Genomic DNA, 14686 nt, shown 5'->3' on the forward strand with positions numbered 1-14686 from the left:
GAAAGTGGCGCTAAGGCCGATAGAGAAGAAATGTAAAACGAGGCTAAAACCGAGCGCTTAAAACAGCGCTGCCCGGCACAAGGCCGGGCAGCAAATAATGCACTGGGCTGGCTACACTAAGCGCTTTTAACTTTACTGATTATCCATAACAACACGACTGCACCGACGGTTGCTGTCACCAACGAGCCGATAAAGCCACCCGCTTGAAGTCCTAACAGGCTAAATAAAAACCCGCCAAGCACCGCACCAACAACACCGACACCAATATTGCCCAAAATGCCAAAACCACCGCCACGCATGATGTTGCCAGCGATCCAGCCAGCCAAGCCACCAATGATCAACCACGCAATAAAGCCCATAGTGCCTCCTTGATTTTCACTTTAGTCAGGGTTTTACCTACAACGTTTTACCTACAACAGTTGCTTGTCCTACCATAGCACACGGCGCGACTGTTCTGCCCACTTGATGCCCTTCCGAACAAGGACCCCCTATGATTCCCGATTCTCTCAAGCAATTACTGTCCGATGTAGACGGCTACCAACAGATAAATTGGCAAGGGCGCGACATAGCGCTATTTAAGATGGCTTGGGGAGAAATGGCGATTAGCCTACAGGGCGCCCAAGTGCTGCATTTTCAACCCACTGACGACACTAGCTGGCTTTGGGTCACACCAACACCACAGGCGCTTCCTGGTGCGATTCGTGGCGGCATCCCCCTATGCTGGCCCTGGTTTGGCGACGAGCGCTATGCCGATGAAAGCCCTGATCGTAACGGCCCTTTCCACGGGCTTGCTCGTCACGCTCAGTGGCGCTTAGATGCGGTGGATGATCATGCTGAAGGTATTGAAGTTCATCTCTCTCCTGTTGATTCCCTGCATAGTCAACTATCCGCACGCGTGGTCATTCAAGCTAACGCACAACGCTTGAACGTCGAATTGATCAGCGAAAACATTGGCGAAGCACCCGTCAAAATCAGCGGTGCACTTCATACCTACCTAGCTGTTAATGATGTACACCAGTGCCGTCTGGAAGGGTTGGCAGGCGCACGCTATCTAGACAAACTGCGCGACTTTGCCGAAGACCAACAGCAAGGCACGCTGGCCATTCGCGGAGCCGTCGACCGTATCTATCACACCAACGAAGCCGTATTGTTGAGCGACGGCCAGCGTACGCTTCGTATTGCCAAACAATCCAGTGACTCTACCGTGGTGTGGCACCCAGATAGCGAGTTACCCAGCGATACGCCTGCCGACGCGGCACGCCACTTTTTTTGTGTCGAAGCTGCCAATACCCGCCTGGATCCAGTATGGCTAGTACCCGGTGCACAACACCTGTTAGGTACGACATTAAGCCGCGGTTAATCCTCGGTTCATCAACGCTTTGTTATCATCAAGGCAACCACTATTTTCAAGGGAGACACGATGGACCCACAGCAATGGCTGGAGGCTGCCACGCTTGCCTTTAACCTGATAGGCATGGTGGTATGCTTAGTTGGCTTAACACTTGCGCAGAAAATGCAGCGTCGCTGGCCAGGGTATAGCGTCGCCGTGGTCGGGTTTATCATCGCCACCCTCCCCATGCTTTCCCAGGTTGTATTAATAAGGAATTAATAGGATGCGCCAGCCGTTAAGTCGCGAACTGAGCAATTTATTAGAGCGAGGCCGTGATCGGCAATTAAGGCTGGCCGTAACTGGGCTGTCTCAAGCAGGGAAAACCGCGTTTCTAACGTCGTTGGTTAACCAGCTGCGCCACGCTGGAGTGGAGGCTCAACTAGACTTGCTACCGGCTGCCCGTGAAGGGCGCTTGCTAGGCGCACAACGGTTGAACCAGCCCGACCTTGGCGTGCCGCGGTTCCCCTATGACCCTGGCATGGCGGCGCTGCGTGATACTCCGCCACGCTGGCCAGAACCCACCCGTGGCATTAGCGAGCTGCGCTTGCAGCTACGCTACCGTCCTGCTCAACAGGGCTGGTTTACACCGGATATTGCCCACCTAACCCTCGACCTGTTCGATTACCCAGGGGAGTGGCTGCTGGATTTACCCCTGTTGCAGCACGACTTTTATAGCTGGTGCCAAGCGCAGTCACTCCATGAAGGGCCGCACCGGAAGGTATTGTTCAGCGAATGGCTAGCTGAGGCTGAACAACTAGACCCTGCCGCCGAGGCTGATGAAGCCAAACTGGCAGCCCTTGCTGATGCTTATGCCCAAGGTCTTCGCCGGGCCAAACAGGCAGGATTTTCCGATCTCCAGCCGGGCCGTTTTTTGCTTCCAGGTGAGCTAGATGGCGCGCCAGTACTGCAATTTTTTCCGCTGCCTGAATTAAAAGCACCAAAAGAAACCCTGGAAGCACTACCCGATACTAGTATTTACGCCACCTTGGCAGCACGCTTTCGGTACTACCAGCAGCAAGTGGTACGGCCCTTTTATCGTGATCACTTTCGCCGTTTTGATCGCCAGATTGTATTGGTAGATGTGCTCGGCGCACTTAATGCCGGGCCGGAACGCTTTGAAGACCTTTCCCAGGCGCTGCGCCAGTTGATGCTAAGCTTTGATTACGGCAAGCGCAGCCTTTTGACGCGCCTGTTTGCGCCGAAAATTGACCGTCTCGCCATCGCTGCGACCAAAGCTGACCACGTGACGCCTGATCAGCACGGCAATATTGTGCAACTGCTAGAGGCGTTACTTGCTGAGCCGCTTAAAGACCTGCGCTTTGCCGACATCCCGGTGAAGGCATTGTCACTGGCAGCCATACGCGCTACCGACGCCAGGGAAGTACTCCACGAAGGTAAGCGGACGCCCGCGCTAAAAGGCACCACGTTGGAAGGCGAAGACGTTCTGGTCTACCCAGGAGACGTGCCCAACCGACTACCGAAACCCGACTTTTGGCAGCATCAGGGCTTCGATTTCCCCAGCTTTCGCCCGATGTCCGTTGACAGCGAAGCGCTTTCGCACATCCGTATGGACGCTGCTATCGACTGGCTGATTGGAGATAAATTGACATGAGCAACCCTCAGCCGCGCCGGGATTTCCAGACGGATGAAACACCCGCCCCCAGCGCAGAACAGCTGCGTCAGCGTGAGAGCTTTGCAGCGACTGAATCGCATCAACCGCTGACCACCCAGGCAGACATCAAAGCACTGCCAGAAGCAAGCCTAGGTACACCCCGCAAACGCCGCTGGGGGTTGATGTTTGCCCTGGCGGGAGGCGCCACTTTAGGCACCGTGGAACTGGCCACCGGCATTCCGGACGCCTTTTCCCAGTCACAGTGGATGACCATGGCCTGGCAGCTGTTTGGCATTAGTTTGATTGGTTTAGGCGGACTGTCGTTGTTGAAAGAGCTTGGCCGTCTGCGCCGCTTGAAGCGCCACGACCGATTACGCCATGACTTAGCCGAACTGCCACAACGCTCTACCAAACAAGCCCAATCCATGGCAGAGCAGCTTAAGCGCCAGCTAAAACTGAGCGACGATGACCCGCATTGGCTGGCATTTCAACGCGCCTGCCAGTCTCACCACAGCGGTGAAGAGATACAAACGCTGCTGCGCTACCACCTACTGGCACCCCGCGACCGCGAAGCCCAACGGCTGATTACCCGTATGTCTGGTGAAACCGCCATTATGGTGGCTATCAGCCCGCTGACGTTAGTGGATATGGCACTGGTGGCCTGGCGTAGCCTTGCCATGGTCGACAGACTCTGCCGACTTTATGGATTGGAACTAGGCTATGCCAGTCGCTTGCGGCTTTTTCGCAATGTGCTGCACAACATGGCCTTTGCCGGAGCCAGCGAACTGGCCACCGATGCCAGTATGGATATGCTCTCACTTGACTTGGCAGGCAGGCTTTCCGCCCGTGCGGGCCAAGGCCTGGCAACCGGCTTGCTGAGCGCCCGTTTGGGGCTTCGCGCCCAGCGTCTATGTCGCCCTGTGGCTTTTACCCCAGAAGAACAGCCCAAACTGGCCGACCTCCGCCAAGATCTGTGGCGGCAAATCAAACGGCTGGATAAAGACACTGCCCCCGCCACGCGTCGTTAAAAGTAAGCGCATTTCGTAAGCGAACGCCCCCTCCCACAAAGTAGCGCTGAATGCCTTTGTGGGAGGCCGACTTATTTACGCCAAGCGCTGTTCAGTCTCGGCATCGAACAGCACTGCGCGGGCCATATCGACTCGCAGCGACAGGCGTTCGCCGGGGGCAATTGCGCATTTAGGCCCTACTCTGGCAGTGATTTCCTGCTCACCGAGCGGCAGGCGTAGCAGAATATCGGCACCGGTCGGCTCAACGACGCTTACCTTGGCCTCCATTAACGTCCCTTCCGCCTGCTCACTTAGCCGCACATCTTCTTCGCTGAAGTGTTCTGGTCGCAGACCGAGGATAATCGGCTTATTCAGCTGTTCAACGAGCCCCGCTGCGTTGCGTTCAGAGGGCCATGGCAGCAGAACATCGTCTTCGTCAGGGGTGGCAATCCGCAATGCATAGCCATCGCCCGCCGCTTCCAGCGTCGCACGAATAAAGTTCATCGATGGTGAGCCCATAAAGCCCGCGACGAACATATCGACTGGGTTGTTATACACCTCATCGGGACTGCCAAGCTGAAGAATATGACCATCGCGCATCACGGCAATACAGTCAGCCAGGGTCATTGCTTCAACTTGGTCATGGGTGACGTAAACAATCGTGGTGCCTAAGCGCTGGTGGAGCTTTTTAATCTCGGTGCGCATATCTACCCGTAGTTTTGCGTCCAGGTTTGATAGCGGTTCGTCAAATAGATACACCTTAGGCTCACGGGCCAGCGCCCGCCCCATCGCCACCCGCTGGCGCTGGCCACCGGAAAGTTGGGCAGGCTTACGTTCAAGCAGGTGAGAGATTTGCAGCAGGTCGGCCACGCGCTCTACGGCAGCGACACGCTCGGCTTTGGGCACCTTGCGCATTTCCAGGCCAAAGCTGATGTTTTGCCGTACGGTCATGCTGGGATAAAGCGCGTAGGACTGAAACACCATGGCAATATCCCGTTCAGCGGGCGTGCGCCAAGTGACGTCTTCGCCGTCGATATAGATATTGCCGCTAGTCACGGGCTCAAGCCCAGCGATGGCGTTCATCAAAGTAGATTTACCACAGCCAGATGGCCCCACCAAAATCAGGAACTCACCAGAATCAATCGAAATACTGACATCTTTCAGCACCCGCTCGCTGCCGAACTCTTTGCGCACATTGTGAATTTCTAACGCTGCCATAATGAAAATCCTATTGTAAAGCGACTGACAAACTCCACTTAGTTGGATCGGTCAAAAGCAGCCCGTAGCGGGGGTCTTTCGCCATGGATGGCGAAAGTAGCGCCCATGGATGGGTTCACAGCGCCCCCGCCGAGGGCTGCTTCTGACCGTCTAGAAATGGTTGCTGCCATTCACTTAGTTGTTATTAGCCTTTCACGGAGCCTGCCGTCAGCCCGCGCACGAAATACTTTCCGGCCAGCACATACACCACCAGCGTTGGCAGCGCAGCAATCATCGCCGCGGCCATATCGACGTTGTACTCACGCACACCGGTGGACGTATTCACCAGATTGTTGAGCGCCACCGTCACCGGCTGGGTGTTGTGGGCCGAAAACGCCACGCCGAACAGAAAGTCGTTCCAAATCTGGGTGAACTGCCAAATCACCGACACCACAATAATCGGCGCGGAAACCGGCAATAAAATGCGCCAAAAAATACGGAAAAACCCCGCGCCATCCAGCTTCGCTGCCGACACTAGTTCGTTAGGAATCCCGACATAAAAATTGCGGAAAAACAGCGTAGTGAAGGCGATGCCAAAGACCACATGAACCAAAATCAACCCTGCACGTGAGCTGGAAAGCCCTAACCAGCCCAGGGTTTGTGCCATCGGTAGCAGCACCACCTGAAACGGGATAAAGCAGCCAAACAGCATCAGCGCGAAGACCAACTCAGAGCCTTTAAAGCGCCATTTGGTCAATGCATAGCCGTTTAGCGCCCCGACCGTGGTGGAGATCAGCACCGCCGGAATCACAATCGCAAAGGAGTTCCAAAAATAGCCACCTACCCCTTCACAGCGCATACCGGTACACGCTTCTCCCCAGGCCTTCGTCCAGGGTTCAAGGGTTGGATTTTGCGGCAGTGACAGCAGCGTACCCGCGCTAATTTCACTCAACGGCTTGATAGAGGTCATCAGCATGACCACCAGCGGCAGGATATAAAACAGCCCCGCCACGATAAGTACGCCATAAAGCACGGCACGCAAAAGCCGCGCGGCGGGCGTTTGCCGACGAATCACGTTAGCCATGTTTACGGCTCCTTAATTCGGAATAGAGGTAAGGAATCAAAATAGCCAGAACGCCGCCGAGCATTAACATGGCGCTGGCGGAGCCAAGCCCGATCTGGGCACGGTTAAAGGCATGGGTGTACATAAAGGTGGCCGGTAGGTCGGTGGCGTAGCCAGGCCCGCCGCCGGTTAACGCTACCACTAAGTCAAAGCTCTTAATCGCAATATGGGCCAGAATCATCACCGCGCTGAACACTACCGGGCGCAGGCAAGGCATCACTACTCGCCAGTAAATGCGCGGCAGGCTAGCACCGTCTAACTGAGCCGCTTTGACGATGCTGTCATCGATACCCCGCAGCCCCGCCAAAAAGAGCGCCATCACAAAGCCAGATGCCTGCCAAACCGCAGCAATCACCAGGGTATAAATCGCCATATCCGGGTTAATGATCCAGTCAAAGCGAAACGACTCAAACCCCCAGCTTTGCACCATCGCCTGGATGCCCAACTGCGGGTTGAGTAGCCACTTCCACACCACACCGGTGACGATAAACGACAGCGCCATGGGGTAGAGATAAATCGTGCGCAACGCACCCTCTTGGCGAATTTTCTGATCCAATAAAATTGCCAGCAGTGCGCCAATCACCAGGCAAATCGCAATAAATAGAACGCCAAACACCATTAGATTGGTGGACGCTACCCACCAACGCTCGTTGGCCATCAGCCGCGAATACTGGCCAAAACCGACAAAGTCGTAGCTTGGCAGCATGCGCGAGCTGGTTAGAGAGAGCACAAAGGTCCACAGCATAAAGCCGTAAACAAAAAACAGAGACACCGCTACAGAAGGGGCTAGCACCAGGCGTGGTAGCCAAGCTTGCAGCCAGCCAGACGCCGTCGGTCGCACTGCAGTGCGCGTCGTGGGTTCGCTCATGAGATAATTCCTCGCCAGTCAACCGCTAGCGCCGTCGTTGCGGCGGCGCTAGTTACGTCACTTATAAAAAAGTACGCGGTGGCTTAAAAAGAGGCGGTTTCAGCCGCACTCACTAACCGTTGGGCGGCTTCTTCGGCAGGCATATCGGTATCGTTGAAGTAGTTGGTCACGACATCAAAGATTGCTCCCTGAACATCAGCGCGTACCGCCATGCCATGGGCCATGCTGGGAACTAAGCCCCCTTCATCAGCAGTGCGCTGGAAGTCGGCAAGCGACTGCTGGGCACAACTATCGAACTCACTCATATCCAGATCAGGCCGCGCTGGAATGGAACCTTTGGCGAGGTTAAAGGCTTCTTGGAAGGTCGGCTCTAAGACTAGGCGCGCCAGGGTTTGCTGGGCATCACGTTCAGCATCGTCGGTAACACGGAACATCGCCAGACTGTCGATATTAAACGTAAAGGCGTCTTCAGTACCTGGGGCGGCAGCACACAGATAGTCTTCACCAGCGGTAAGGCCTGCGGCGGTGAACTCCCCTTTAGCCCAGTCACCCATTAGCTGAAAACCTGCAACACCTTCAATCACCATCGCGGTAGCAATGTTCCAATCGCGGCCTGACATGCCTTGATCCATCAGCTCGCGCAGGCGCTTAAAGTCTTCAAGTGCCGTAATCATCTGCTCCCCGCCCAGCGCCTCAGGGTCTAGCTCCACCAGCGCCTGCTGGTAAAACTCGGTGCCTTGACTGCCCAACACGACACTCTCGAACACCGTCGCGTCTTGCCACGCTTGGCCGCCATGGGCTAGCGGTACAAAACCAGCTTCGCGAATGGCTTCACCGGCGGTAAATAGCTCTTCAAGCGTGGTAGGCATCTCAACGCCTGCGGCTTCTAGCACGTCAGGATTGGCCCACAGCCAATTAACTCGGTGAACGTTCGCTGGTACGGCAACGTACTGGCCGTCGTAACGCATAATATCGGCAACAATCTCAGGCAGCAGGTCGTTCCAGTCTTCAGCAGTGGCGACGTCGTCTAAATCACCCAACAGGCCAAGTTCGCCCCACTCTTGAATTTCAGGGCCTTTAATTTGCGCGGCGGAAGGCGGGTTGCCGGACATTGCACGAGATTTAAGTACAGTCATGGCGGTTTCACCACCGCCACCAGCCACGGCAAAATCCTGCCAGCCATAGCCTTCAGCTTCCATTAACTCTTTGAGAACGTTTGCCGCGCGGGCTTCACCGCCGGATGTCCACCAGTGCAGTACTTCAACTTCGTTAGCTTGGGCGGCGCTGGCCGCCATGGTGGTACCAGCCACCAGGGCTAACGCGAGTGCGGATTTTTTAAATGTGGGGACGTTAAAAACGGGCATATTGGTAATCGGCATGAATAGCTCCTGCTGTTGTTATTGTGCTGTTGTTTTTGTGCTTATGAGATGTCGTTGCTGATGATCGATTGAACGACTCACAGCAGAGTACGCCACCCAGGCACACAACGGGAGTTACCGAGTCCTGCATAGTCTTGGCAATTTATTAATAGTGTTAGGGTTTTATTACAAGTCAGTAACACTTGTTTGGCGCGGTAGCGTTAACGTGGCCACCAACCCACCAGACAAGTGGTTAGATAAGACAATATCGCCCCCGTGGGCACGAGCAATATGCCTGGCAATGCCAAGCCCCAGGCCGCTTCCACCAGTGTAACGGCTTCGAGAGGCTTCCAGGCGCACAAAAGGTGAAAACACCCGGGAAAGCTGCGCATCAGGAATGCCGGGGCCATTATCATGAATATGCAACGTCACGACACCCGCCTGCTCTTCCAGCGTTACGGTTGCTTTCTGGCCATAAAACACTGCGTTTTCAAGCAGGTTTGCCAAGCAGCGTTTCAGCGCCAGCGGCTTAACGGTCAGTGGTAACACAGTGCCATAGAGTGACACGTCGCCCCCGTGCAAACGCAGCCCTTCGGCAATTTCCAACAGCAGCGCGTTAAGATCCGTGGGCTGCGGATCTTCATGCAGGTCCAGCCCTTTTACCGAGGCCAGTGCGCCTTTGACCAGTTCGGTCAACTCGTCAAGCGAGGCACAAAAACGTTCGCGCTGAGCGGGGTCATCGAGCATTTCAGCCCGCAGTCGTAACCGTGTAATGGGGGTTTTAAGATCATGAGAAATCGCCGAAAACAGCCGCTCGCGCTCATCAATCTGTTCGCGAATACGCCGCTGCATACGATTAAAGGCCACCGCGGTGGCGGCCACTTCTTTAGGGCCGCTCTCTTTGAGTGGCGGGCTATCCAAGTCATCTCCCAGTTGTCGTGCCGCTTTTGAAAGCCGCGCCAACGGGCGGGTCACACTGGTAATGCCTAGCAGGGAAAGTGCTAACACACTGAGCACCAACAACACGCCAACTAATAAACGCTCTTCAGAAAGCCAACGATAGCCGCTAAAAATATCTGGCACGCCAAGCAGTGTGGCCACGTAAAGCCAGGTATCGGGGGCTAGTTCCAGTTGAACCACTAAGATAGGTGGAGACAGTGGCTCCATTAACAAACTGTGCTGCCCCCAACGAGGTGGTAAATCATAAAGCAGCACTTCATTGTTAAACACGCGCAAAGTGTCCGGGCGGGAAAACTCCACCACCACATCATCAATGGAGAGTTGTTGGGTCAAAATAGAGCGCACATTGTCCACCACGACCTCTTTTTCCGGGCCGCTGCCAATATCGTCGACAGGAATGCGCCGCTCATTCACGCTGACAAAAAAGCGCGTGCCGCCCATGCTACGCAGTTGATCCAGCACAATGTGCCGGTAATCTACCGGCAGCGAACGGAAAAACCGCATGGTCGAAGCAATGCTGAAGGCCATGTTGCTGGACAGCTCATCTAACTGTTCAAGCTGACTGGCCCGCACCTGGGAAGTCCACAGCGCATAGCTGGCCGCTTGAGCGGCCAGAACGCCCGCAATCATAATAATCACAAAGCGCCCGCGTAGACTGCTGGGTAACCAACGTGCGAGCTTGCGCTTTACGCCTTTCACGAAGTGGGTTCAACCTTGGCGGTCAGCACATAGCCAGCCCCGCGCACAGTACGAATCAGTTGAGAGTGCTGCGCGTCTTCCCCCAACCGCTGGCGCAAACGGCACACATGTACGTCAATCGAGCGATCCAACGGTGGTGCTTCACGTCCGCGGGTCAATGTGTAGAGATCATCCCGGGTAATGACCGTGGCAGGCCGCTCCAGAAACACTTGCAGTAGTTGAAAATCTGCGCCGGAAAGTGCGGTCCGAATACCTTCCTGATCAATCAGTTCGCGGGTCATGCGGTCAAGTTGCCAGTCACCAAAACGCACCCGGCGGGCCTCTTGGGCTGTCGCGACAGTTGCTGCAGCAGGACGGGCTCGGCGCAGCACCGCTTTAATCCGCGCCAGCAGCTCGCGAGGATTAAAGGGCTTAGCGATATAGTCGTCAGCACCCAATTCGAGTCCCAAAACACGGTCAGTATCATCAGCACTAGCGGTGAGCATAATAATCGGTATGTCGCTGGTTTTGCGCAGTTCTCGGCAGATGGTAAAACCGTCATCCCCCGGCATCATAACGTCAACAATCAACAAGTCTGGCGTTTGCTTGGCCAGTTGCTGATACAGCGAATCCGCTCCGTCGGCGGTCAGCACTTGATAACCGTGACGTCCTAAATAGTCTGCCAGTAGTTCGCGAATTTCCGAGTCGTCATCAACGACCATCAAGGTAGCAGGCGTGGTAGTCATGGTAGCAAAGCGCCCCTGGGTTAATATCACTCGTTATTATCGTTGTCGGGGCTAGATGATGGTGGAGTGGCCACCCTATCGCAAGCGGCCATCGACCAAGGTTGCAGCGCGAAGCGTTTTTTACAGCCCAAAGCGCTTTTGAAGCCACTTGGCAACAGCAGCTTCGCCGTGGTGGCCGATACGTTCAGCCCCCTCTATACGATCAAATAGTGCGGGGTGGGCATTGGCCATTACCTGGGCCTCCCCTGACAGGTTAAGCATTTCGGTATCATTCAGGTTATCGCCAAAGGCCAAGCACTCTGCCGGTGTCAGCTTTAACGTTTCCAGCAGCGCCGTTAAGGCCACACCTTTATTGACGCCTCCGGCCATGATTTCCAGAGCATCCGTGGTGGAGTAAGTAATATGTAAACTCTGCCCACATGCTTGATGGGCCTGCGCTTCCAGTTGCGCTAATGAATCTGGGTCGCCCAGATAGAGCACTTTACCAACACCCTTGGCATCCATCTCTTCCGGCGGCACGACCTCGTAAGTAAAGCCAGTCGATGCATGCAATGACAGTAGATGTGGTGCCTCGGCATCGACATGCCAACCGTTTTCACGGTAAAGGCTGAGCCGCACCTGGGGCGGGCGCGGCAGCTGAATAAGTGTTTCGGCATGGGCTGGTTCAAGATGCGTCGCGCTCAACAGCGTGCCAGCGGGGTCGTGGGTATACGCACCATTGGTGCTGATCAAATGGATCGGGATATCTAACTGATCGCGAAATACCCGCATGTCGTGGTAATGGCGACCAGAAGCCAGCGCAACATGATGGCCTTGCGTTACAAGAGCCCTTAGCACCTCAATAGTACTTTCGTGCAGTCGGTGGTCGCTGCCTAACAGCGTACCGTCAAGGTCGGAAACGATAAGGCGTGGTGTCATGGTGCACTCCTGATGATAGAACTTCTCAGCTTATCCGATTACGCTTGCCGCTCCCAGCCGGACAAAGCCCTCCAAGGCAACGCCGCCTTGAAGGGCTCCTCGCTATATTAACGGTGGTTAATTTAGCGTCACGACACGGCTATGCTGCTGACCGTTGGCACCGATGCTGCGTAATAGCACCGTGGTGTTTTCCACCTGGGGTGGCGCGCTGTCCTGATAGGACTGCCAGCTCACCCCATCGTCCAGGGAGTACTCAATAGCCACTCCTGGCAGAGCCACATTAGCTTCTAGCCTACCCGCTTCGATTCGAGCTCCTGGCAAGGGCAGACGATAAGCGATTCCATCCTGTTCCAAACGGGGAAGGATGCGTTGCCCTAGCAGGTTAGCAAAACGCTGCCAGTCCTCGGTCAACGTCTCATGGTCGACGAAGGACGTCTCGCCACCGACGAACACCTGACCAGGTCGATAACCGAGTTCCCACTCGGCTCGGTGCCAAGCTCGCTCGGCCAACGCCAGCAAGCGTGGAAAGATCATATACTCCATTTGGGCTTCACTGCGCACCGTCTCCCCCCAAGCCTGGCCGGAAATTCCCCGAGCGCCCTGCCACCCCTCAACGCTCTCGGCACGGAAGGTGTTGCCATCCCGGTCAACCGAGGTCTCGGCATTTTGTGCCAGATTATCGGGGGCAAAGGAGAACACCTTGCGGGTGTCGGTGAAGCGTGTTGCCCAGTAGTAACCCCGCTCGTAGGGATTCACCTCGTAGGGCATGTCGAAGTAGAGATAATCTGGGCTCGAAAGAATCACCTCATAGCCCCGCGACTGCCACTCCGCCACCGACTGACTGCCGCCCCAAAACAGCGGGTCCCAGAAATTGACCGCTACCTGCGGCGTAGCAAACTCTGCGGCGGATTCCACATGCTTAAGACCATCCTGCCAAGCCGACATGCGGGGTATCCCGTAAGCATTGGCGATGCGGTTAACCTGCAGGGCAAAACGGCTTGGTAGCTCTTCAACAGAAGCGACCTCTCCACTGGCAATGCGCTGCTGGCAAATCGGTGATGCTTCCCAGGGATGGTGCTGGTCACGCTGGTCGATGGTTCCTCGCCAGTCGACCGCTTCTTTGGCATCGATATCCTGAAAACCATGGCCCAGCAGGATATTTTTGGCCTCGTCACCACCAAAGTGCCAGTTCTCCAGCGTTTGGCCCGCCTCCTGATGCATCGATACCACTTCGCCCATTACCTTATCAACAAAGCGATGCGTTGACTCAAGGCAGGGGTTGAGATAACTGCGGCGGTCATAGAGCTGAACCGACAGCGTATTGGACATATCTTCGGGGTCGATTAACCGATATTCGTTGGCTGCCACACTATCGCCTTCTTCCAGCAGCCGATGGTGCCGCGCTTCCATAGCCACCACGGCGGCGCGAGCGTGAGCAGGCATATCAATCTCAGGTATTACCCGAATATGGCGTGCCTCGGCATAGCGCACGATATCGATATAATCTTCTCGGGTATAAAAACCGCTACCGGACGTGTCGGCCGCTGGCCCAGAGCCCAACTGGGGTAACAGGCAGTTCGTTTCATCCAGATCATGACAGCGCTTGCTGCCCACTTCGGTTAACTCCGCCAACCCCGGAATCTCCAGCCGCCACCCCTCATCATCGGTGAGATGGAAATGGAAACGATTGAGCTTGTAGGCGGCCATTTGGTCGAGCAAACGCAGCACTGAGGCCTTGTCTTTGAAGTTCCGCGCCACGTCCAGCATGACGCCGCGGTAGTCGTAACGCGGAGCATCATCAACGTCCATCGCTGGCACTAGCCCTGCTTCATCCGTGGCCGCTATAAGCGACTGTACAGCGTAGAAAGCCCCAGCGGCGTCAAAGGCCAGAATATCGGCACCTGACTCATCGAGCTGCAGGCGATAGCCCCCTTTCCTTGCCAGTGCGTCATCGAGGGCATCTGACTCGGAGACTAAACGGGCGCGAATCACCAGGCCGTTTTCACCTTCGTTGACGGGGATATCAAGCCGCTCGAAGCGCTCCCCCAGTGCAGCTATGCTGGCCTCGCTCAGCATTGGCATCACCAGGCTGACCCCTTCAGACAGATCGAGAGTAGCCTTTCCCAGGCGAGATGACTGCGGTGTTGGCACAATGGCTCCCCGCAATGCCTCGGCTGGTATTGCAGTGGCCGCTGCGTTCCGCTCGAAGCGTGTTTCGGCAGTCATCACCACATTGCGATCCTCCGGCGTGCGCATAAGTAACTCACCCTCGGGCACACCCACGAAGTCCGTCAGTAGCTCATCACGGGTATTATCAATAACCGCTGTTTCATCATCCACCGCCAGATACCAGTTGGGCATCACATCGGTCATGAATAGCTGCCAGTACTCACCCACGATGGGGATTTCCAGGCTCTCACCAGCACCCAGCCCGGTAAAGGCGTCATTAGGCTCGATCCGATGAAGGTCCCCAGTGATCCGTGTCAGCGTCAGCTCAGGGTGATCCATCTTCAGCAGGCGGCGAATACTCGAGAAATACAGGCCCCAGTCGCTCGCCTCAATGGCCTCGTCGGAGGTGTTGGTCAAAAGAATTGTAGCGGTAAAACAGGCAGCATAATCCGCCCCCAGCTTCTGGCAGTCGATATTATGCGCCTGGGGTTGGTTGGCAGTTATCGTGTACTGCACGTCCAGCCGCTGTGCCAAGTCATGGGCAGACGACACGCCAAGCTGTGTGGCTTCACTTGCCTGGGCAGCCACCGAGTTGATTGCGATCCCGACAGCCAGTGCCGTTAGGGCTTTCATTGTCAATTTTGTCATTGTTCTCACCTC

At 55.6% G+C, this 14686-nt stretch carries 13 protein-coding genes; 4 read left to right on the forward strand and 9 right to left on the reverse strand.

Annotated elements, in window-relative coordinates; all coding sequences use genetic code 11:
- Positions 1-116 precede the first annotated feature (116 nt).
- A complete protein-coding gene (locus tag L1X57_RS00340; RefSeq protein WP_009722543.1) occupies positions 117-359 on the reverse strand; it encodes a GlsB/YeaQ/YmgE family stress response membrane protein in 243 nt (80 codons plus the stop codon).
- 131 nt (positions 360-490) lie between these two features.
- Here L1X57_RS00340 and L1X57_RS00345 point away from each other — a divergent pair, with 131 nt between their 5' ends.
- Genes L1X57_RS00345 through L1X57_RS00360 form a run of 4 tightly spaced genes read left to right on the forward strand, consistent with a single transcriptional unit; the run spans position 491 to position 4030 of the window.
- On the forward strand, positions 491-1360 hold the full coding sequence (locus tag L1X57_RS00345; protein WP_009722542.1) for a D-hexose-6-phosphate mutarotase: 870 nt from the start codon (positions 491-493) through the stop codon (positions 1358-1360).
- Between the two features lie 60 nt (positions 1361-1420).
- On the forward strand, positions 1421-1609 hold the full coding sequence (locus L1X57_RS00350; RefSeq protein ID WP_009722541.1) for a hypothetical protein: 189 nt from the start codon (positions 1421-1423) through the stop codon (positions 1607-1609).
- Between the two features lie 4 nt (positions 1610-1613).
- Entirely contained in the window at positions 1614-3002 is a 1389-nt protein-coding gene (locus L1X57_RS00355; RefSeq protein ID WP_009722540.1) for a YcjX family protein, read from the forward strand.
- Positions 2999-4030 (forward strand): YcjF family protein, encoded by a 1032-nt coding sequence (locus tag L1X57_RS00360; protein WP_234667851.1) that lies wholly within the window; start codon positions 2999-3001, stop codon positions 4028-4030. Before L1X57_RS00355 ends, L1X57_RS00360 begins: the two co-directional genes overlap by 4 nt.
- Positions 4031-4105: 75 nt before the next feature.
- Here the strand turns inward: L1X57_RS00360 and L1X57_RS00365 are convergent, their stop codons facing one another.
- From L1X57_RS00365 to L1X57_RS00400, 8 genes are all read right to left on the reverse strand, one after another.
- Complete coding sequence (locus tag L1X57_RS00365; protein ID WP_009722538.1) at positions 4106-5227, reverse strand: ABC transporter ATP-binding protein; 1122 nt, start codon at positions 5225-5227, stop codon at positions 4106-4108.
- A gap of 184 nt (positions 5228-5411) precedes the next feature.
- Complete coding sequence (locus tag L1X57_RS00370; protein ID WP_009722537.1) at positions 5412-6290, reverse strand: carbohydrate ABC transporter permease; 879 nt, start codon at positions 6288-6290, stop codon at positions 5412-5414.
- Positions 6283-7197, reverse strand: coding sequence for a carbohydrate ABC transporter permease (locus L1X57_RS00375; RefSeq protein ID WP_009722536.1), 915 nt, complete (start codon positions 7195-7197; stop codon positions 6283-6285). Before L1X57_RS00375 ends, L1X57_RS00370 begins: the two co-directional genes overlap by 8 nt.
- A gap of 83 nt (positions 7198-7280) precedes the next feature.
- Positions 7281-8576, reverse strand: coding sequence for an ABC transporter substrate-binding protein (locus L1X57_RS00380; protein ID WP_009722535.1), 1296 nt, complete (start codon positions 8574-8576; stop codon positions 7281-7283).
- Between the two features lie 165 nt (positions 8577-8741).
- Positions 8742-10214, reverse strand: a complete 1473-nt coding sequence (locus L1X57_RS00385; protein WP_009722534.1) for an ATP-binding protein — start codon at positions 10212-10214, stop codon at positions 8742-8744.
- Complete coding sequence (locus L1X57_RS00390) at positions 10211-10939, reverse strand: response regulator (protein ID WP_039868756.1); 729 nt, start codon at positions 10937-10939, stop codon at positions 10211-10213. Before L1X57_RS00390 ends, L1X57_RS00385 begins: the two co-directional genes overlap by 4 nt.
- A 120-nt stretch (positions 10940-11059) precedes the next feature.
- Positions 11060-11857: a Cof-type HAD-IIB family hydrolase gene (locus tag L1X57_RS00395; RefSeq protein ID WP_009722531.1), complete on the reverse strand. Its 798-nt coding sequence runs from the start codon at positions 11855-11857 to the stop codon at positions 11060-11062.
- Between the two features lie 117 nt (positions 11858-11974).
- Positions 11975-14674 (reverse strand): beta-N-acetylhexosaminidase, encoded by a 2700-nt coding sequence (locus L1X57_RS00400; RefSeq protein WP_009722530.1) that lies wholly within the window; start codon positions 14672-14674, stop codon positions 11975-11977.
- Positions 14675-14686: the final 12 nt, after the last annotated feature.

The organism is Halomonas sp. TD01, assembly GCF_923868895.1.
Taxonomy (GTDB): Bacteria; Pseudomonadota; Gammaproteobacteria; order Pseudomonadales; family Halomonadaceae; genus Vreelandella.

Excerpts from the sequence above, each read along its gene's own strand:
- L1X57_RS00340 (WP_009722543.1), bottom strand. The coding sequence starts at position 359 with ATGGGCTTTATTGCGTGGTTGATCATTGGTGGCTTGGCTGGCTGGATC.
- L1X57_RS00370 (WP_009722537.1), bottom strand. The coding sequence starts at position 6,290 with ATGGCTAACGTGATTCGTCGGCAAACGCCCGCCGCGCGGCTTTTGCGT.
- L1X57_RS00345 (WP_009722542.1), top strand. The coding sequence starts at position 491 with ATGATTCCCGATTCTCTCAAGCAATTACTGTCCGATGTAGACGGCTAC.
- L1X57_RS00390 (WP_039868756.1), bottom strand. The coding sequence starts at position 10,939 with ATGACTACCACGCCTGCTACCTTGATGGTCGTTGATGACGACTCGGAA.
- L1X57_RS00365 (WP_009722538.1), bottom strand. The coding sequence starts at position 5,227 with ATGGCAGCGTTAGAAATTCACAATGTGCGCAAAGAGTTCGGCAGCGAG.
- L1X57_RS00400 (WP_009722530.1), bottom strand. The coding sequence starts at position 14,674 with ATGACAAAATTGACAATGAAAGCCCTAACGGCACTGGCTGTCGGGATC.
- L1X57_RS00360 (WP_234667851.1), top strand. The coding sequence starts at position 2,999 with ATGAGCAACCCTCAGCCGCGCCGGGATTTCCAGACGGATGAAACACCC.
- L1X57_RS00350 (WP_009722541.1), top strand. The coding sequence starts at position 1,421 with ATGGACCCACAGCAATGGCTGGAGGCTGCCACGCTTGCCTTTAACCTG.
- L1X57_RS00375 (WP_009722536.1), bottom strand. The coding sequence starts at position 7,197 with ATGAGCGAACCCACGACGCGCACTGCAGTGCGACCGACGGCGTCTGGC.
- L1X57_RS00395 (WP_009722531.1), bottom strand. The coding sequence starts at position 11,857 with ATGACACCACGCCTTATCGTTTCCGACCTTGACGGTACGCTGTTAGGC.
- L1X57_RS00380 (WP_009722535.1), bottom strand. The coding sequence starts at position 8,576 with ATGCCGATTACCAATATGCCCGTTTTTAACGTCCCCACATTTAAAAAA.
- L1X57_RS00355 (WP_009722540.1), top strand. The coding sequence starts at position 1,614 with ATGCGCCAGCCGTTAAGTCGCGAACTGAGCAATTTATTAGAGCGAGGC.